The organism is Pseudoalteromonas maris, from assembly GCF_049257235.1.
Classification (GTDB): Bacteria; Pseudomonadota; Gammaproteobacteria; order Enterobacterales; family Alteromonadaceae; genus Pseudoalteromonas.
Window position 1 is genome coordinate 15,096 of sequence record NZ_JBMMUF010000016.1, and the last position, 18,529, is coordinate 33,624.

General features: G+C 45.2%; 14 protein-coding genes. 7 read left to right on the top strand and 7 right to left on the bottom strand.

Features of this window, described 5'->3' with window-relative positions:
• Window position 1 precedes the first annotated feature (1 nt).
• The 3 genes from AAEU32_RS15500 (at window position 2) to add (ending at window position 4,865) form a co-directional block, all read left to right on the top strand.
• The gene (locus tag AAEU32_RS15500; protein ID WP_421971439.1) at window positions 2-1,114 is read left to right on the top strand and encodes a heme biosynthesis HemY N-terminal domain-containing protein; all 1,113 of its coding nucleotides are present in this window, start codon (window positions 2-4) and stop codon (window positions 1,112-1,114) included.
• Between the two features lie 18 nt (window positions 1,115-1,132).
• Window positions 1,133-3,796 carry an ATP-binding protein gene (locus AAEU32_RS15505; RefSeq protein WP_421971440.1) on the top strand — a complete coding sequence of 888 codons (2,664 nt, stop codon included), beginning with the start codon at window positions 1,133-1,135 and terminating at the stop codon, window positions 3,794-3,796.
• Window positions 3,797-3,857: 61 nt separating this feature from the next.
• Window positions 3,858-4,865, top strand: a complete 1,008-nt coding sequence (gene add, locus AAEU32_RS15510) for an adenosine deaminase (RefSeq protein ID WP_421971441.1) — start codon at window positions 3,858-3,860, stop codon at window positions 4,863-4,865.
• 44 nt (window positions 4,866-4,909) lie between these two features.
• Here the strand turns inward: add and fre are convergent, their stop codons facing one another.
• The 3 genes from fre to AAEU32_RS15525 all read right to left on the bottom strand — a co-directional run bounded on the left by fre (window position 4,910) and on the right by AAEU32_RS15525 (window position 7,523).
• On the bottom strand, window positions 4,910-5,623 hold the full coding sequence (fre, locus tag AAEU32_RS15515) for an NAD(P)H-flavin reductase (RefSeq protein WP_421971442.1): 714 nt from the start codon (window positions 5,621-5,623) through the stop codon (window positions 4,910-4,912).
• A 67-nt stretch (window positions 5,624-5,690) separates the two neighbouring features.
• On the bottom strand, window positions 5,691-7,157 hold the full coding sequence (gene ubiD / locus AAEU32_RS15520) for a 4-hydroxy-3-polyprenylbenzoate decarboxylase (RefSeq protein WP_421971443.1): 1,467 nt from the start codon (window positions 7,155-7,157) through the stop codon (window positions 5,691-5,693).
• A gap of 60 nt (window positions 7,158-7,217) precedes the next feature.
• Window positions 7,218-7,523 carry an MliC family protein gene (locus AAEU32_RS15525; RefSeq protein ID WP_421971444.1) on the bottom strand — a complete coding sequence of 102 codons (306 nt, stop codon included), beginning with the start codon at window positions 7,521-7,523 and terminating at the stop codon, window positions 7,218-7,220.
• Between the two features lie 83 nt (window positions 7,524-7,606).
• Here AAEU32_RS15525 and AAEU32_RS15530 point away from each other — a divergent pair, with 83 nt between their 5' ends.
• The gene (locus tag AAEU32_RS15530; RefSeq protein WP_421971445.1) at window positions 7,607-8,500 is read left to right on the top strand and encodes a DUF808 domain-containing protein; all 894 of its coding nucleotides are present in this window, start codon (window positions 7,607-7,609) and stop codon (window positions 8,498-8,500) included.
• 74 nt (window positions 8,501-8,574) lie between these two features.
• Here AAEU32_RS15530 and AAEU32_RS15535 read toward each other — a convergent pair whose 3' ends face one another.
• A complete protein-coding gene (locus AAEU32_RS15535; protein WP_421971446.1) occupies window positions 8,575-9,186 on the bottom strand; it encodes a DNA-J related domain-containing protein in 612 nt (203 codons plus the stop codon).
• A 93-nt stretch (window positions 9,187-9,279) separates the two neighbouring features.
• Between AAEU32_RS15535 and AAEU32_RS15540 the strand changes: the two genes are divergently transcribed.
• The gene (locus AAEU32_RS15540) at window positions 9,280-12,036 is read left to right on the top strand and encodes an ATP-binding protein (RefSeq protein ID WP_421971447.1); all 2,757 of its coding nucleotides are present in this window, start codon (window positions 9,280-9,282) and stop codon (window positions 12,034-12,036) included.
• Here the strand turns inward: AAEU32_RS15540 and AAEU32_RS15545 are convergent.
• The 3 genes from AAEU32_RS15545 to trxA all read right to left on the bottom strand — a co-directional run bounded on the left by AAEU32_RS15545 (window position 12,033) and on the right by trxA (window position 15,287).
• Window positions 12,033-13,286: a methyl-accepting chemotaxis protein gene (locus tag AAEU32_RS15545; protein WP_421971448.1), complete on the bottom strand. Its 1,254-nt coding sequence runs from the start codon at window positions 13,284-13,286 to the stop codon at window positions 12,033-12,035. The two genes, AAEU32_RS15540 and AAEU32_RS15545, sit on opposite strands and share 4 nt — an antisense overlap.
• Before the next feature lie 241 nt (window positions 13,287-13,527).
• On the bottom strand, window positions 13,528-14,787 hold the full coding sequence (gene rho / locus AAEU32_RS15550; protein ID WP_421971449.1) for a transcription termination factor Rho: 1,260 nt from the start codon (window positions 14,785-14,787) through the stop codon (window positions 13,528-13,530).
• A 173-nt stretch (window positions 14,788-14,960) separates the two neighbouring features.
• Window positions 14,961-15,287, bottom strand: coding sequence for a thioredoxin TrxA (trxA, locus tag AAEU32_RS15555; RefSeq protein WP_421971450.1), 327 nt, complete (start codon window positions 15,285-15,287; stop codon window positions 14,961-14,963).
• A 91-nt stretch (window positions 15,288-15,378) separates the two neighbouring features.
• Here trxA and rhlB point away from each other — a divergent pair, with 91 nt between their 5' ends.
• Window positions 15,379-16,650: an ATP-dependent RNA helicase RhlB gene (gene rhlB / locus AAEU32_RS15560; protein ID WP_421971451.1), complete on the top strand. Its 1,272-nt coding sequence runs from the start codon at window positions 15,379-15,381 to the stop codon at window positions 16,648-16,650.
• A 73-nt stretch (window positions 16,651-16,723) separates the two neighbouring features.
• Window positions 16,724-18,214: a guanosine-5'-triphosphate,3'-diphosphate diphosphatase gene (gene gppA, locus AAEU32_RS15565; protein ID WP_421971452.1), complete on the top strand. Its 1,491-nt coding sequence runs from the start codon at window positions 16,724-16,726 to the stop codon at window positions 18,212-18,214.
• Window positions 18,215-18,529 lie beyond the last annotated feature (315 nt).

The window sequence follows — 18,529 nt, forward strand, 5'->3', positions numbered from 1 at the left end:
TATGGCGCGGCTGATTATCTTATTTGTCATTATCGCTGCAGTTGCTGCGATTTCACCTCAGCTCGTCGGCGACAAAGGTTATGTACTCATTTCATTTGGTCAGTGGACCATTGAGGGGAGCATCGTAAGCTTTGTGATTTTAACGCTCATCACTGTCTTTGCTGCTTACTTGTTGTATTGCTTGGTGCGTTATGTATTCAATAGCTTTCGCAACGTCCGTCATGGCTTCTTTGCCCGTGGCGCGCAGCGCAAACAAGCTGTAATGGAGCAAGCGCTATGGGCGCTTATTAATGATGACATGCAGCAAGTGCGCGCGACCTTGTCCAAAGGTGTTGTTGATGAGCAATGGCGTGATTTTGCCAAAGCGATGCTCGCAAAGGCGCACATTTCTCAAGCAGAGCCTGATTTTGCACTAAACTTGTTAGACGAACTTTCTGACAAAAACCGTAATGAACCTGCAAACTTATGGTTAGCTGTGAACGGTGAAGTTGAAATACTCAATGCATTGCGAAACCAATGTGCGAGTAAAAAGGCAACAAAGCATCAACTCGCTTTACTCGCTAAAGTATTGTTGAAGTTAGGCAAGCACAAAGAGTTTGCAAAGCTGTCGCCACGTCTTATCAAGGCGCATAGTTTTGATGAAAATGAGTGGGATTGGGCACTTCGGGCATATTTTGATACTGACAACGAAGCAGACTTGCAGCAGCGTCATAGCGATTTGCCAAAACAGTTACGAGGCGGTGCTCAAACACACTTCTTGCGTGCCATGGTTCGAGTCGGAGAGATTGCCAAAGTGCAAGATGAGTTGAAAAAGTTACTCAAACGTCACGAGTATTCGCAAGTACTGTCCATACTCAGTGAGATTGAATATGGCAATGTCGAAGAGGTGCAAAAAGCATTGCAAGCTCAGCTGAAAAAGCAACCTGATGAACCTGAAATGCTATTGAGCTTGGCGTACATAGCGCAAAGCCAAGGGGAACATGAGTTGGCTTCACGCATATTCGACAAAGTATTATCGCAGCAGCATCGACTGCCGCACCCACAAAGGGCAGTACAGAGCTATCGAGTCACCAAGCAAGCCGAGAAAGCGCTGCTAGTATTCGATCATAATTAACTATTTACAGGAGAACGAATGAAGAATCTGTTCAACTTAACCTTTGTTGTTGCGATAGGTTACTTCATTACCGGCTCTTTTAGTAACGCGTTGCTATCCATTGATGGCTATGCGGTTGCCTCTTGGCCGCCTTCGGGCATCGCGTTAGCAGCGCTGCTAATTGCCGGTCCTAGGGCGGTGTTGGGGGTGTTCCTTGGTGCCCTGATCACCAATATCACTCATCTCGATTCGTTGTCTAACTTGCATTGGCAAATTGCCTTGCAAAGCGTTGTTGTATCGGCAGCTTCAACCGTGCAAGCCTGTCTTGGGTATTGGGTTGTGACCAAAGTGTTGCGCATGCCCTTGGATTTATCTGACTTGAAGCTGACCATTTTAGGCATCTTCATTTGTGGACCTGTGTTGTGCGTGATAGCAGCTTTGGTCGGAACCGAATTACTCATTATCAATAATGTGATCAGTGAAACTGGTCGTTGGGAAAATTTTGCTACATGGTGGATAGGTGACAGCATCGGCGTGATGATTTTCACACCGCTGCTGCTTGCTGGTTTTAATTTTGATGTGGCTCGGCACCGTTTCCAAGTGATTGTGCCGTCACTGATCATATACGCGATGATCAGCTTAACATTTTACCTAGTATCGAATGCCCGTATTGAAGAAAGTGAGCGAGCTTATAAGTCTCAAGCTCAGGCTGTGATCGATAAGTTTGATGAGGCCCTGACGCGCGTGCGGGCAAGCACGCAGATCTTGGCCTCATTTCTGACTCATAGCCAAGAAGTGTCGCGCAGTGAGTTCGATGGTTTTACCGCTAAACAAATGGCTTACAATCCAGAAGTGAATGCACTGGTATGGATGCCCAAGGTGCCAAGTGCGCAACTGGCCGATTTTGAGGCGCAAGTGCGCCAACAAGGCGTTGAAGACTATAAAGTGTTTTCTCGATTTGACGTTGAACAGCCACGAATAGACCATTATCCGGTGTACTACGGCTCGTTCTCTGTAGGGTTACAAACAGTCTACGGGTTAGATATTAGTGCTGAGCCCTACTTTACATCCCTGCGAGCGAGCAAGCGGAGTTTGTTCGTCACACCCGCATTTGCGCTAGAAAGCAGCCCTACAGGAGATCTTGGGTTTCTAGTAATTGCTAAAGTGCCGACCGAAGGTGAAGGTGTTGAAGGCTATGTTGCAGCTGTTGTAAGTTTGCCGCTGTTAAAAGAGTCGGCATTATCAAACTTGTCTTATGTTGGTGTCGGGTTTGAGCTTTTGGAGCTTGGCGCAAAATCGAATAAAACCATCATTGATGTTGGTGCCCATAACGGACTCGTTGCCGCGCACCAGTTTGATATGGCACAGAGGCATTGGCAGTTAAATATTTATCGCCAGGGTGAGCGCTTAACGTGGACGGCATATTGGTATGCCCAAGTCATTGGGATGCTGTTTGTATGGCTGCTCACAACCTTCTTGATTGCCATTACTGGCAGCAATATTCGTGTTCGCGACCAAGTTGAGAAACAAACTAAGGTGCTGCGTGAACAAAAAGCGAAAGCAGACTCAGCGAACAGTGCCAAGTCACAGTTTTTGGCCAACATGAGCCACGAAATCAGAACGCCTATTAACGGTATCAAAGGGTTGCACTATTTAGCACTGCAACAGGATGATTGGCCTACTGCGCGGCAGTATATTAGCCAAGCAGATAATGCATTAAGCGTATTGTTGCGAGTGCTCAATGACTTGCTCGACTTCTCTAAAATGGAAGCTGGGAAACTCGATTTACACCAAGAGCCCATCGTCATTGTTGATTTATGTATCGAGTTAAAGCAGCTCATTGGTGTAGAGGCCAGCAGTAAGAACTTAATTGTTAATTATGATATTGCGGATGATGTCGAAGCGGTGTTCAACACCGATATGATTCGTCTCAAACAAGTGCTGCTTAACCTTATGAATAATGCAGTAAAGTTTACTCAGCATGGCGCAATCCGCTTAAAAGTATCGGATGCTGGTGATGAGTTATGCTTTAGTGTGACAGATACTGGTATTGGCATTCGCAAAGAGATCCAAAGTCAATTGTTTAAACCATTTTCACAGGCCGATGGTTCCACATCGCGGCGCTTTGGTGGAACAGGGTTAGGACTAAGCATTTGTCAGAAGCTCGTGAGTTTAATGGGTGGGCGTATTGAACTAGAGAGCGAAGAGGGCTTAGGCTCGTGTTTTCGAGTGTTTTTGCCTAAAGCGTGCGCTTTACCAAAGCGTGTGGACTCAACTATCAAAGAAGCAACAGGGCCTGTCGATGTAGATCTATCTGATGTCAGCATCTTGCTGGTGGAAGATAACCTGCTGAATCAGCATGTCGCCAAAGCAATGCTCGAAGGTAAAGGAGCATCACCCGATATTGCCAATGATGGTATTGAAGCCATCGAAATGATCAGCCGTAAGCAATATGACATCGTGTTGATGGATATTCAGATGCCGAATATGGACGGCTTGGAAGCAACGCGAGTGATTAGAAATGAGTTATTACTTAGTAGTCTTACCATCATTGGCTTGTCTGCAAACGCACAAGATAGAGACTTAAAACTCGCCATACATTATGGCATGGATGATTACGTGGTGAAGCCGATAGAAGCGGATCTCTTATTTGCCACAATTGCTCGTCAGCTTAAGCATGAGCGCAAAGAGGTACAAGTCTGACTTGAATTTATCGCTTAAGTGCGTATGATCCGCGAAATTTTATCTCTCATTGGGGGTCATTATGATCAATCGTCAGCTACCTTTACTCGACTTGCATCGCCACCTAGACGGTAATGTGCGCGCGACAACTATCTTAGAGCTCGGTCGTCAGTTTAATATTGCCCTTCCTGGCAATGATATAGAATCATTGCGCCCTCATGTGCAGGTGGTCGAGATTGCGCCAGATTTGATGGCGTTTCTTGAGAAACTGGATTGGGGTGTGAAGGTTCTGGGTGACTATGATGCGTGTCGTCGCATCGCCATTGAGAATGTTGAAGATGCAGTGGCGCAGGGTATTGATTATACGGAGCTGCGCTTTAGTCCATACTATATGGCAATGAACCACAACCTTCATCCACAAGGAGTAGTAGAAGCTGTTGTTGATGGCATTCAAAGTGCTGTACGTGAGCATGATATTCAAGTGAACTTGATAGGTATTATGTCGCGCACCTTCGGTCAGCAAAAATGTCAGCAAGAGCTAGATGCTATCTTGGCCTTTAAAGAGCATATGGTGGCTGTTGATTTAGCTGGAGATGAGCGTGGATTCCCAGGGGAGCTGTTTGTTGATCACTTTAAGCAAGTGCACAAGGCAGACTTGCGCGCTACGGTTCATGCAGGGGAAGCGCAAGATTCAAGCAGTATTTGGCAAGCAATTGAGCAACTGGGAGCCGATCGAATTGGTCACGGTGTAAATGCTATGCATGATGTGAAGCTAATGGATTACTTGCGCGATCACCGAATTGGTATTGAATCTTGTTTGACGAGCAACATCCTCACTAGCACAGTTGCTGATATTACAGGGCACCCGCTGAAGCGCTTTCTTGAGCATGGTATTTTGGCATCTATTAATACAGACGATCCGGCAGTTCAGGGAATTGAGCTTGATAATGAGTTTCAACACGCAGCGTATCAGGCAGGACTGACACAACAAGACATCGAGCTAGCGCAAAAAAACGCGATAGAGATTGCCTATTTGAGTGACGGCGACAAAGCTGCACTTAAAGCAAAAGCGGCATCGCGCAGTGCTTAACAACAAAAAAAGAGGCTGATGCCTCTTTTTTATTGTGTACGTGCTTACTTTATAAACGCGAATGCATCTGCATACATGTGCTCACGCAGTGCGCCTTGAGCGATAAAGTCATCACGCACCGCACCTATCATGTCAAAGCGTCCCGCCATATAAATGGTGTAAGGCTCAAGTGATACGATATCTTTCATCACTGCATGGTGCACCAAACCGGTATGACCATGCCATTGACCTTGTGGCTGTTCTACAACTGGTATAAAAGTGAAATGAGGGTTGCTTGCTGCCCACGCCTGCATTTCCTCTTTGGCATACAGCGCATCTTCATGCTTTACGCCCCAGTAAAAGAATACCGGTCTATTGCAGCCAACCTCTGCGAGATGGTCCGCCATGGATTTCACATACGAGAAGCCCGTGCCTCCAGCAAGTAAAATAATTGGGCGAGAACAATCAAGGCGCAGTTGTGATACACCCAAACCCACTTCCAATGTTGCTTTGGTGCCATTGGCATGGTGTTCACGTAAGTGTTCTAGCGCTTGCATTGCATATGAGTCAGCACCTGATGCGCCGATATGCAATTCAATCTCATGCTGTTGGCTGGGGCGACTTGCAATCGAAAAGGCACGCTTGTCTTTTTCAGCAAGCACCAACTGACAGTAATGACCTGCTTCAAATTGAGCTGGTTCATTCGGTGCCAGCGTGACTTTAAAAACAAATTCTGTAAGAGGCGAGATGCTCAGCACATCCGCTTGTAATGTTTGCATTTTAAACCTTACTTCTAACACATGGGTGTTAGTTTATCATACTTGCGTCACTAGCGAGAGTCGGGCGTTAGTCTATGCCCAGAGAATCCCAAATGTCGTCAACGCGTTGCTTGGTTGCTTCGTCCATCACGATAGGCTCACCCCATTCTCTGTCGGTTTCGCCGGGCCATTTGTTGGTTGCATCCATCCCCATTTTTGATCCTAAGCCAGAGACAGGTGAAGCAAAATCGAGATAGTCGATTGGCGTATTTTCTATCATTGTAGTGTCGCGAGCAGGATCCATACGTGTTGTGATAGCCCAGATAACATCATTCCAATCGCGTGCATTGACATCATCATCACAGACAATCACAAATTTGGTGTACATGAATTGACGTAAGAAAGACCAGACACCCATCATTACTCGCTTGGCGTGACCTGGGTACTGTTTTTTCATTGTTACTACTGCCATACGATAAGAGCAGCCTTCTGGAGGAAGGTAAAAGTCAACAATTTCAGGGAATTGCTTTTGTAATATTGGCACAAATACTTCGTTTAGGGCGACGCCTAAAATGGCTGGCTCATCCGGTGGACGGCCTGTATAGGTGCTGTGATATATCGGGTTTTCTCGATGTGTGACATGAGTCACCGTCATCACAGGGAAATCATCAACCTCATTGTAGTAACCGGTATGGTCACCATAAGGACCTTCAGGAGCAACTTCTCCTTGGGCGATATAACCTTCAAGCACAATTTCAGCACTTGCCGGAACGTGTAAGTCATTAGAAACAGATTTTACGACCTCAGTCTTACTGCCACGTAATAGACCTGCGAACGCGTATTCACTGAGTGTATCTGGAACAGGGGTCACAGCACCTAAAATAGTTGCTGGGTCAGCGCCAAGCGCTACAGATACAGGGTAAGGCTCTCCCGGGTTTTCCTTACACCATTCTTGGAAGTCTAAAGCTCCACCACGGTGAGACAACCAGCGCATGATGATTTTGTTTTTGCCCAGTAACTGTTGGCGGTAGATCCCCAAGTTTTGACGCTTTTTATAAGGACCTTTGGTGACCGTTAAACCCCAAGTGATCAGTGGCGCAGCGTCTCCAGGCCAACAATGTTGGATGGGGAGTTTGGTTAAGTCAACGTCATCACCACTGAGAATTACTTGTTGGCAAGGCGCTTTTTTAACTTCTTTTGCTGGCATATTAAGCACCTGTTTGAATACAGGTATTTGCCCTAATGCCTCTTTTATGCCTTTTGGCGGCTCTGGTTCTTTTAAAAAGGCGAGTAGCTTACCGACCTCTCGCAAGGCTTCAACATTTTCCTGACCCATGCCTAGGGCTACACGCTCAGGGGTGCCGAATAAGTTAGCAAGAACCGGAATATCGAACCCTTCTGGGTTTTCAAATAGCAGTGCCGGACCTTTTGCACGCAAAGTACGGTCGGCAATCTCTGTCATTTCTAAGTGGGTGCTGATGGGCTGGCTGATCCGCTTGAGCTCTCCGCGCTCTTCAAGTAACGCGATAAAGTCTCTAAGGTCTTTATATTTCATTACGCCTCTAATAAGCCTCAAGTGTTTGCTGCATTATACTGGATGGCAGGGTAAAAGCGATCAATCACTACTATGGCATTGCCAAGTGGTGTTATTTATCATCAAGATTGCATTTTCACCTTTGCCCCAGAAAGTCATTAACTCGTTACTATATGTCGCCCCAGAGGCGCTGCGCTCGCCGCTCAAAGAGTAACTATCATTGTCCATTTCTAGCGTGGCGGTATCACCTTCAAACTCAATTTTAAACATGGCGCCACTGCTACAACGAAACACGAGCGCAGATGATTGCTTTGGTGTGATTGTTTGTTCGCTACAAGCCATCAGTAGAGACATCCAAGCCACTACCATGAGGCACTTTTTTGTCATGACTTAAACTCCATATAGGTAGACAAGTTCAGTGTAGCGTATTAGCTTAACAAGGCTACTTAAATAACTAAAAGGGAACAGCCATGGCTGGCGCAAGCTTATTGAGTCTGTTGGACGATATTACCGCTTTGCTCGATGATATAGCGGCAATGAGTAAGGTCGCTACAAAGAAAACCGCGGGAGTGTTAGGTGACGATCTGGCGCTGAATGCGCAGCAGGTGTCGGGTGTTAATGCGGATCGCGAGCTGCCAGTGGTGTGGGCTGTTGCTAAAGGGTCCTTCTTAAATAAAGCGATATTGGTACCTGCCGCCTTACTTATTAGTGCTTTTATACCCTGGCTAATCACCCCTTTGTTGATGCTCGGTGGTCTTTTTTTATGCTTTGAAGGGGCTGAGAAACTACTGCATGCCAAAGAAGAGCAAGTGGAACATCCTGCACTTGCCGAACCTCTTACCCCTGATGCAGAAAAAGCCAAAGTAAAAGGGGCCATTCGCACAGATTTTATCCTCTCTGCAGAAATCATTGTTATCTCGCTTGGCACCATTGCCGGTGCGGCATTTATTAATCAAGTGCTGGTGTTATGTGTTATCGCAATACTGATGACTGTCGGGGTATATGGCCTTGTTGCTGCCATAGTCAAACTTGATGATGCGGGCCTTTATTTGCTGCAGCACGGTGTTACTACAAAAACTGCCTTCACACGATACTTAGGCCGCTTTTTATTAACATTAGCGCCTTGGCTAATGAAGGTCCTCGCCGTAGTCGGCACTGCCGCGATGTTTTTGGTGGGTGGTGGCATCATAGTGCACGGAATTGAACCTCTACATCATCTTGTTGCGCATTGGGGAGAGTTGGCAGGACAATACGGTGTAGTTGCTGAGGTTTTAACGACGAATATCGCCAATGGCGTAATTGGTTTGTGTGCGGGCGCTTTGGTGGTGCTTATGGTACACATAGTCAAATGGATTAGGAAATAATAACAACAGTACAATAGCCGCAAAAAAGGAGTGAACCATGAAGGTGCTGAGGGGAGTAATCTGGGCATAAATAGTTACCCCTTACCGTCCTCATTCTTAAAGTAACTCAATAATTGCTGATACTGATTGTGTATCTTTTTAAATGACAATGAATTACCTGTGCTTTTATCTGGGTGATAGTGGTGGGCCAGCGTGCGCCAGCGCTGTTTTATTTTTTGCACATTAATGGGCTCTTGCAGGTTCCACTGACTCAGTATGTGCTGCAAGGTGTTTTGGTCGAGCTCAATTCGGCGACAGCCCGCAAAGAAGGAATCAATAAGCTGCTCCACTTCATCATTAGATAAATCAAAGTTCTGCCAGTCAAGGTAATACAGCCTTAACGGGTCTTCAGTGCGTATTGAGTTGGTTGCTGGGGCGTAAATTAGTTGAATATGTAAACTAGATATGGATAAATAAAAGCCGCAACTTACTAAGTGATCCTGTAGCTGAAACAGTGCATTCATGATCAAGAAGTTGCGTTTAGCTATATCGCTTAGCTCAACAGTTTTTGCATCCGAATTAAACTCTAGCGTTTCAAGTTGTATCGCGAGCTCATGTATTTTCCATATTTTGCCATCAAGCAATAGGGGCAATAAAGGTTGGCACAGCGGATTGTGAGTTTGGTATGTATTTGGTTTATTGTTCATCTTCGTTAGTGTAGCTGATCTTGGCTGCTCAACAACACATAATGGGATTTGCCGATGCTGCATAGGACGCAGAATATACTTATAATCCTGAGCATGTTAGTGGTTCTAGCTACTCCAGCGTTTGCTGCACATGCAAAGTATAAAACACTGGCCGATATTACCAAACTGCCTCAACAAGAGCAGTTGGAGCATGCGCTTACGCTAGCACAGCAAGTGAAGGCAACGAATTCGCGGTTAGAGCTGCTAGTTTTTATTGCGCAGACTTACTTTGACCAAAATGAGCTTAAAAAAGCGACGCGCTATTTTTTGCAAGCGGAGCAGCTGGCCGCTTCTTTAAACCTGCCCAAAGAACAAGCTCGATATGCAAAAATGCAAGGCATAGCGCATTTTTATCGAGGCTACTATCACAATGCTGTTGAAAGTTATAAGCGTGCACTGAGTATATTTGAGTCTCTCGGTGAAGTGGTTGAAATGGCGCATGTGCTCAACAACATAGGTCTTGCATATACCGACGCCGAATTAATGGAAAATGCCATCGTCAATTATGAGCAGGCCAAGGCAATTTATGTTGTGCATGGTACAGAGCAAGATAAAGCTGATATCGCGCATAACATCGCTGCTGCATATATCAAAAGTGGTCGCTTTGAGGCCGCGTTAGAGCTCTACAACTCCGTTATGGAAGTGTATGAGCGTATCAATGACATCCAAGGCCTAGCCCAGCTCTATGGTAATCTTGGAGTTATCTATCTAAACCTTGGGCAAACCACAGAAGCCGAGCAAGCAATACTGTACGCACTTACTTTGCTCTCACAAACCAACGATACGATCAGTGTCATTAACTCTAAAACTAATTTAGCTAAAGTGTATTTTGATACTCAAAAATACCAAGCTGCGCTGGATGTGTTGGGTGAAATAGAGCAGCTTAGCGAACAATTGGATAATAAAGTATCTGCGGTTGCAGCAATTACCATAAAAGCGAAAGTGTTGTACGCGAAAGGTGATTATGAGGGAGCTCGAAAGGCAATAAGCCGCGCGCATGCGTTGGAAAAAGAAATTTTTGCGGTGCAAAAGGCGACTGCTTCAGATGAGCCTAATTTATACCTTGTTGAGCTACTATTGGCCGCAGCGCAAGGAGAAAGTGCGTATGCAGCAAAGCTCCACGACCAGTATGAAAGTGAGCAAAATGCCCTACGCAATGCAGCGATATCGAGTCGGCTCAACGATTTCTACGCGAAGTACAACAATGACCAACTGCAGCAGCAACTCGATACGTTGAAGCAGCAACGTAATATTGAGCGTTTGGCCGCGCAGCAACGCAAAGCCCTAACCTGGCTGGTGGTTGGGGTGGTACTGCTGAGTTTGATTACCACCTTACTCATGTTGCGTCGCTCAGCTGAGCGCAAAGCGAATGCGTTGTTAGAGCAAAAAGTACAACAACGCACTCAGGAGCTTGAGGCATTGGCTCAACAACTACGCACAGCAAATGAAATAAAAAGCCAATTTCTTGCCAATATCAGCCATGAAATTAGAACACCGCTTACCTCCATTATGGGGCAGGCAGAGGCCATTATTCACGGTGAAGTGCCATCAGAAGAAGTCGCGAGTGAATTGCGGGTGATATACAACAACTCGCAGCACCTTGGTGAATTAATCAATGATGTGCTCGATTTAAGTAAAATTGAAGCCAATAAGTTGGACTTGAACATGGCGCCTGTGAGTATGGCTGCGCTACTTGCTGATATACAAGCAATGTTTGAACTTAGTGCGGAACAAAAAGGAATTGGTTTCACCATTGACTGCAAGTTGGCCAAGGATTGTGGCGCAATAATAGATTATATCCGCGTAAAACAGGTGCTTGTGAATTTATGCTCCAATGCAGTCAAGTTTACCTCCGAAGGTGAGGTAACGCTGAGCGTCACTCAGCGTGAAGATGGATTGCATTTTTGTATTACAGATACAGGTATTGGCATTGATAGCGAGCAACTTGAGGTGATCTTTGCCAATTTCCGCCAAGGTGATAATTCCATCTCTCGTCGATTTGGTGGCACAGGCTTAGGCCTGAGTTTATCGCAGCAATTGGCCAAAATTATGGGCGGGATTATTACCGTTAGTAGTAAGATCGCAGAGGGCAGTTGCTTTTGTTTCGCTCTACCATGCGAGTTTGTAACGATTGCGCAGCAACAAGCCATGTCGCACACAGCTAACACTCAGGAGCCTTTGCAAGGAACGGTATTACTCGCAGAAGATCACCCAGACAATCGTCGCTTAATAGAAAGAATGCTGCACGCATTAGGGCTTACAGTGCATTGTGCTGCAAATGGTGAGCAAGCTGTCGAGCTCGCGCTGGCCCATCATCCCGACTTGATTCTGATGGATATTCAAATGCCCGTTCTCGATGGTATTGGCGCGTTGGAGTTATTGAGAAAGTCAGGCTTTGCAAACCCCATTATTGCACTCACCGCCAACGCGATGACTCATGACATAGAAAAATACAAGCAAGTTGGCTTCGTTGAACACTTAGCTAAACCTCTTGAAAAAGAAAAGTTCTCTCGCACTATCGCGCGTTACCTCAATATAAAGACATCGCGAGAGCGTGTACAGGTTGATATGAACGACTTGCGTGAGCACTTTCTGGCAAACGTGGTAGAGGAAATTTCACAGCTAAAAGAGGCCCACACACACTCTGATATTGATGAAGTTGCGCGTTTGGCTCATCGTATAAGTGGAGCGGCAAAAGTATTTCAATGTGATGACTTGGCATTGATTGTTAGTGATATCGAGCGCGCCGCAAAATATGGTGACTTGGAGCACGTAGCGCAATTACTAAATGATCTACCTCAGTCTTTTTAGAACAGCTCAATAGAGTCTTTATCGCCTGCACTTTCTAAGTGGGCATGAAGTTGCGATTGCCTATTAAACGACTCTGTTCTTTTCTCAATATCTGCATCGTGCTCTGCGATGATGAATAAATTAATTTTGTCATCAATAGAGTGGGCTAAATTAAGTAAATCTAGCGATGACACAGACTGAATACGCGAGCTTGATAATGCATCACTATTGAGCTCTTGCATGGCATCTACATAATCTTGAGCTTGCGTCGATACTTCCTCTTGCTGTTTTAATTGTCCTTGTATTTGTTGCGAACGCTCACTAATTGCAGCCATAGACTCTTCAATTTGGTCAACTTCATCAGTGGTTTGCGAAGACAAAGCGGCCGTTTTCTCAGTGAGTTCAATACTCTGTTGCATTAGCGCAGTCACGCTGGATGTGCCTTGTTGAATGCGTTGCACCATCTCTCGCACTTCGCCTGTGGATTTTGTTGTCCGTGCGGCCAAGTGACGAACTTCATCGGCCACCACGGCAAAACCACGGCCCATCTCTCCTGCACGAGCGGCTTCTATAGCTGCGTTCAGCGCAAGTAAGTTGGTCTGCTCGGCGATAGAATTGATAACTTCAATTACAGAGCTGATCTGTTCGCTGTCTTTTTTCAGTTGCGCCAATTCATCACTGGTGCGCGTGATACGCTCCGACAGTTGAACCTGGCTATTTTGACTATTGTCAGCGTCCAGTTTCGCTTTTTTAATCGACGCAGTTGCTAAATCCAATGAGGCGAAAATATCATCCAATCCTTCGGTCACTTGCGTAGTAATGGCTAACATTTCATTGAACGAGTCAGCCATGCTTTGTCCGTGGGCACTTTGCATCGTCGCTTTTTGCGTAACTGAGGTGTATGTGTCTTTGAGCTCATCGGCCATAGGTGTAAGGCGCGCTGAGGTGGCATGAATTTCTAAAATGAGGTGTTCAATGGTCGCAAGGCACGTGTTCAAAATCATATGGTATTGCGGTGTGTATTTGCCCTCCTCAAACCGGAATGTCAGATTTACGCGCTCACCATCGATGAGGTTTTTAATCAAACTTTGCATAGAAGATTGCTCTTCTTCGGTAATACGGCGGTAAAAATAGCTAAACACCGCGATGATTATCACACTAGGTAAACTCAGCAGTAGCGTATCGATTATAGATGACGTCGAGTTATAAATGAGGACAAGTTGCAGTAAAAAAACAATTCCAGCGAGACCGAGCAGCTTCCCAAGTGTCATTATTATATTCAATTAGTTAGACGAGTTAGTTAAAGGTATAGCGCATAAAAGCGATTATTTACAAGATTGTAGCGAGGGCGTGTTGACCTTTTCTGTTGTTTTTACAGTAGCCATTGAGAGGTTGAGCAAGGCAGAGCTTGCGTCGCATAGTCATTCTATGTAATTACATTTAATTGGGTGGTACAGATAATAAAAAAGCCACCGGACCTAGGGTGCGGTGGCTCTTCTTTGAATCTATCGATTACTTGCGTTTCATCGAGTCAAAGAACTCATCATTGGTCTTACACATCGCCAATTTATCAATAAGGAATTCCATGGCATCAATTTCTGACATGTCATGCACAATCTTACGCAAAATCCACATCTTCTGAAGCTCATCAGCCTTCGTGAGTAGCTCTTCGCGACGTGTACCAGAGCGGTTAAAGTCGATAGCAGGGAATACACGCTTTTCAGCAATCTTACGATTTAGGTGTAATTCCATGTTACCTGTACCTTTAAACTCTTCATAGATAACTTCGTCCATTTTCGAGCCCGTATCGATCAGTGCTGTAGCGATGATAGTTAAGCTACCACCCTCTTCAACATTACGTGCTGCACCGAAGAAGCGCTTTGGCTTGTGTAGTGCGTTTGCATCCACACCACCAGTAAGGACTTTACCTGATGAAGGAATAACAGTGTTGTAAGCGCGTGCAAGACGGGTAATTGAGTCTAGAAGGATCACTACGTCTTTCTTGTGCTCAACCAGGCGCTTAGCCTTTTCAATAACCATTTCAGCTACTTGTACGTGGCGGCTAGCTGGCTCATCGAAAGTCGATGCAACAACTTCACCTTTAACAAGGCGCTGCATTTCGGTTACTTCTTCAGGACGCTCGTCAATCAGAAGAACCATCAATTCACAATCTGGGTGATTGTAGCTAATCGACTGAGCGATGTTTTGCAGTAGCATAGTTTTACCCGCTTTTGGCGGTGCTACTAATAGACCACGTTGACCTTTACCGATAGGAGCTGCAAGGTCGATAACGCGGGCTGTGATGTCTTCTGTACTGCCATTTCCGCGTTCCATACGCAAACGTTCGTTAGCATGAAGTGGCGTTAAGTTTTCGAATAAAATCTTAGTACGCGAGTTCTCAGGCTTGTCGAAGTTTACTTCATTCACTTTCAATAGTGCGAAGTAACGCTCACCATCTTTTGGTGGACGAATAAGACCGGCAATGCTGTCACCCGTACGCAAACTGAAGCGACGAATTTGGCTTGGAGATACATAAATATCATCAGGTCCGGCAAGGTATGATGCTTCGGAGCTACGTAGAAAACCAAAACCATCTTGCAGGATTTCTAATACACCACCACCGTAAATATTTTCGCCGCTTTTCGCGTGCGCTTTTAAGATGGCAAAGATGATGTCTTGTTTTCTAAGGCGGGCAACGTTTTCTAGGCCCATAGACTCGGCTAAGTTTACAAGCTCTTTAATCGACTTGTCTTTCAGTTCGCGTAAATGCATATTGGTGGGTTCTTTACTATTTATCGTCTCGAAATGGAAATTACTCGAGTGAGGTTTTTGGATAAACTTGGGATTGATGGGGTAATAAACTAGCAGCTCCGTTGCATATCGTCCAGTCTTTAAACATAAAGATGGACAAAAAAAGGGCTATTGCCCTTTTTTTGTATCGCTAATTAGATGTTGTTTTCTAAAAACTCAACAAGCTGAGCCTTAGAAAGCGCACCTACTTTAGTTGCAGCAACTTGGCCGTCTTTGAACAACAATAGCGTTGGAATACCACGGATACCAAACTTAGGTGGTGTGCCCGCGTTTTGGTCAATGTTCAATTTAGCAATTGTTACGCGACCTTCGTATTCGCCAGCTACATCATCAAGGATAGGAGCGATCATTTTACACGGTCCGCACCACTCAGCCCAAAAATCAACTAGTACTGGTTTGTCTGATTGCATTACGTCAGCATCAAAGCTGTCGTCTGTTAGTTGGATAATTTTATCGCTCATCACGTTCTCCGTTAAATTTGGCGAATTTATTTAGTGCGTATTTAAACACTCTTGTTTCTTATTGCAAGTTTAAGCGTTATGCTTTATCGCTATGAATAAGACACATTTAACCGATCAAAAATTTGCAGACTTTGCTTTAGCGCCGGAAGTGGTTGCCGGATTGCAAGCAAGTGGCTTCGAAAATTGCACGCCAATTCAGGCAAAGTGTATGCCTTATGTTGTTGAGGGCCGCGATATTGCAGGCCAAGCACAAACTGGCACAGGTAAAACACTGGCGTTTCTTACCGCCACATGTCATCACTTATTGCAAAGTCAAAAGTCATCGGGTCAGCAACCAAGAGCCCTGATCATGGCTCCCACAAGGGAGTTGGCGATTCAGATCCACAAAGATGCAAAGATTCTAGCACCGCACTGTAACCTTAAACTAGGTTTAGTATATGGTGGCGAAGATTACGAAAAACAACGGGCGCAATTAGAAAAAGGTGTCGATATTTTAATTGGCACCACAGGGCGCCTTATCGACCTATATAAACAAGGGTGCTACACCCTCAATGAAATTGAAGTTGTAGTGCTTGATGAAGCAGATCGCATGTTTGATTTGGGCTTTATCAAAGACATCCGTTATATGTATCGTCGCATGCCTGAAGCTAGCGAGCGTTTGAACTTATTGTTCTCAGCCACCTTGTCTTATCGCGTACAAGAGCTTGCCTTTGAGCACATGACGAACCCAGAGCATGTGCAAATTGAACCAGAAGTAAAAACGGGTAAGCGCATTCAAGAAGAGCTGTTCCATCCGTCTCAAACTGACAAGATGAAACTGTTGTTGACGCTCATCGAAGAAGAATGGCCAGAAAAGGCGATTGTTTTTGCCAACACCAAACATGTGTGTGAAGACATATATGCATGGCTTCAAGCAGATGGACATCGCGTAGGGCTTCTCACTGGTGACGTGAACCAAAAGAAACGTCAGTCAACATTGGCACAGTTTGCCAAGGGCAGCCTAGATCTGTTGGTTGCGACCGATGTTGCGGCTCGTGGTTTACATATTCCTGAAGTAAGCCATGTTTTTAACTATGATTTACCTGATGACTGTGAAGACTATGTTCACCGCATTGGCCGAACAGGCCGCGCTGGAGCCTCTGGCCATGCAATTAGTTTTGCTTGTGAACAGTATGCGTATAACCTTCAAGAGATAGAAGATTATATTGAGCATGGCATTCCGGTATCACATTATGATAAAACAGCGTTATTGGATGACTTACAGGTACCAAAAGCAACCAAACGCAGAGGACCTCAAGGACGTTCTCGTTCTAAAAGTCAGGGACATGGCCAAGGACGCCGTCGCCATGGGCAGGCGCGCTAGCCAACAAGCATAATAACAATGCAACATACGAAAGCTTGGTCACAAGACCAAGCTTTGTAGAGGTAAGTACGTGGTGAATTCATCTCTCCAAGATGACCTATATGCCGTCATCGATCTTGGCTCCAACAGCTTCCACATGTTGATCGCAAAAACAGTCGCAGGATCACTGCAAACCATTGGCCGCGTAAAACGAAAAGTACGTTTGGCTGCGGGTCTGAATGAGCAAATGCAGTTAAGTCCTAGAGCAATGCAAAGAGGTTGGGAGTGCCTAGCTCTGTTTGCAGAGCGATTGCAGGATATTCCTCCACACCAAGTGAAAATTGTCGCTACTGCCACATTACGTTTAGCAAAAAATGCCGATGTATTTCGCGAGCGAGCTGAACAGATCCTTGGTCATCCCGTTCATGTCATCAGCGGTGAAGAAGAAGCAAAGACAATATATAAAGGTGTTGCTCACACCTCTGCATGCTCGGGCAAGCAGCTCGTTATAGATATTGGCGGAGCGAGTACGGAAATCGTAATTGGTGAAGGACATCAAGCCATTCATTACACCAGTTTGCATATGGGCTGTGTCACGTATTTAGAGTCATTTTTTAAAGATGGCCTGCTCAGCGAAGCAAATTACACTCAGGCAATTAACGCCGCTAAGCAAACCATTGCACCCATCGTTGCGCAATACACTCAGACTGGGTGGGAGTATGCGGCGGGTGCATCAGGAACTGTGCAAGCAATTCAAGAGATCATGGTTGCCCAACGCCAAGATGAAACGCTGACACTCGACAAATTGCTAGATATCAAATCACTCACAACACAGTACGCCTCTATTGATGATTTACAGTTGCCGGGATTAAGTGAAGAGCGACGTTTAGTGTTTGTATCAGGGCTGGCTATATTAATTGCCATTTTCGAAAGCCTTGACGTTAAATCTATGGGGTTGGCAGGTGGAGCACTAAGAGAGGGTGTGCTCTATACCATGATCCCAGAATTGCAGCGTAAAGATATTCGCCAACGAACGATTGAAAGCTTCATTGCGCGTTATCACATCGATAGTCGCCAAGGAGAGCGTGTTGCATGCATTGCTAATTTACTGCTGTCGCAACTTGCACCGCAGTGGCATGTAAGTGACACGGATTCAGCATTATTGAAATGCGCGGCCATGCTCCATGAAGTAGGGCTGCTTATTGAATATAAGAAATACCCAAAACACGGTGCTTATATTCTTAAAAATACGGATATGCCAGGTTTTACAAGGCAACAACATAAGCTAATCGCGCAATTAGTACATTATCATAAAGGCGATATTTCTGCGGGAGCGTTTGATTCGTTAGGCGCACACCAGCAATTAGCAACGCGCCTTGTCAAAATACTTCGTCTTGCAGTGACTTTATCTATGCGTCGGCAAAATGATGTTTTACCTGAGCTTGATATTAAAGAAACGAATGGCGAACTCACCCTTAATATAGACAAGCAATGGTTAGAAGCGCATCCACTGATGTTTAATGAGCTCGAACAAGAATCAATTTACCACCGTAATGCAGGTTGGAAATTAACCATCTGCAAGTAAACCACTTCTAAAAAGCCACCTTCTAGGTGGCTTTTTGTATGTTTTTGAGCCGTTATGCTCAAATTAACCTCAAACGATCCGTTTTTAGCAATTTTCTTTAAAAAAGGACTTGCGTCGAAATCGAATCTCCCTATAATGCGACCCCACTGAGACGGCAGGCAGCAACGCATAGCGAGGTGTTAGCAACTCAGGGAGTCAAGTAAAACTGAGTTTTAAGAAACTTTAAACTTTCTCAAAATTAAGTGTTGACAACAAATCAGGGTTGAGTAGAATGCACAGCCCTCGAGACGCGAAAGCAGCTCGAAACGTTCTTTA

Coding starts and splice junctions, on each gene's coding strand:
- AAEU32_RS15500 (WP_421971439.1), top strand. CDS start 2: ATGGCGCGGCTGATTATCTTATTTGTCATTATCGCTGCAGTTGCTGCG.
- AAEU32_RS15505 (WP_421971440.1), top strand. CDS start 1,133: ATGAAGAATCTGTTCAACTTAACCTTTGTTGTTGCGATAGGTTACTTC.
- add (WP_421971441.1), top strand. CDS start 3,858: ATGATCAATCGTCAGCTACCTTTACTCGACTTGCATCGCCACCTAGAC.
- fre (WP_421971442.1), bottom strand. CDS start 5,623: ATGCAAACATTACAAGCGGATGTGCTGAGCATCTCGCCTCTTACAGAA.
- ubiD (WP_421971443.1), bottom strand. CDS start 7,157: ATGAAATATAAAGACCTTAGAGACTTTATCGCGTTACTTGAAGAGCGC.
- AAEU32_RS15525 (WP_421971444.1), bottom strand. CDS start 7,523: ATGACAAAAAAGTGCCTCATGGTAGTGGCTTGGATGTCTCTACTGATG.
- AAEU32_RS15530 (WP_421971445.1), top strand. CDS start 7,607: ATGGCTGGCGCAAGCTTATTGAGTCTGTTGGACGATATTACCGCTTTG.
- AAEU32_RS15535 (WP_421971446.1), bottom strand. CDS start 9,186: ATGAACAATAAACCAAATACATACCAAACTCACAATCCGCTGTGCCAA.
- AAEU32_RS15540 (WP_421971447.1), top strand. CDS start 9,280: ATGTTAGTGGTTCTAGCTACTCCAGCGTTTGCTGCACATGCAAAGTAT.
- AAEU32_RS15545 (WP_421971448.1), bottom strand. CDS start 13,286: ATGACACTTGGGAAGCTGCTCGGTCTCGCTGGAATTGTTTTTTTACTG.
- rho (WP_421971449.1), bottom strand. CDS start 14,787: ATGCATTTACGCGAACTGAAAGACAAGTCGATTAAAGAGCTTGTAAAC.
- trxA (WP_421971450.1), bottom strand. CDS start 15,287: ATGAGCGATAAAATTATCCAACTAACAGACGACAGCTTTGATGCTGAC.
- rhlB (WP_421971451.1), top strand. CDS start 15,379: ATGAATAAGACACATTTAACCGATCAAAAATTTGCAGACTTTGCTTTA.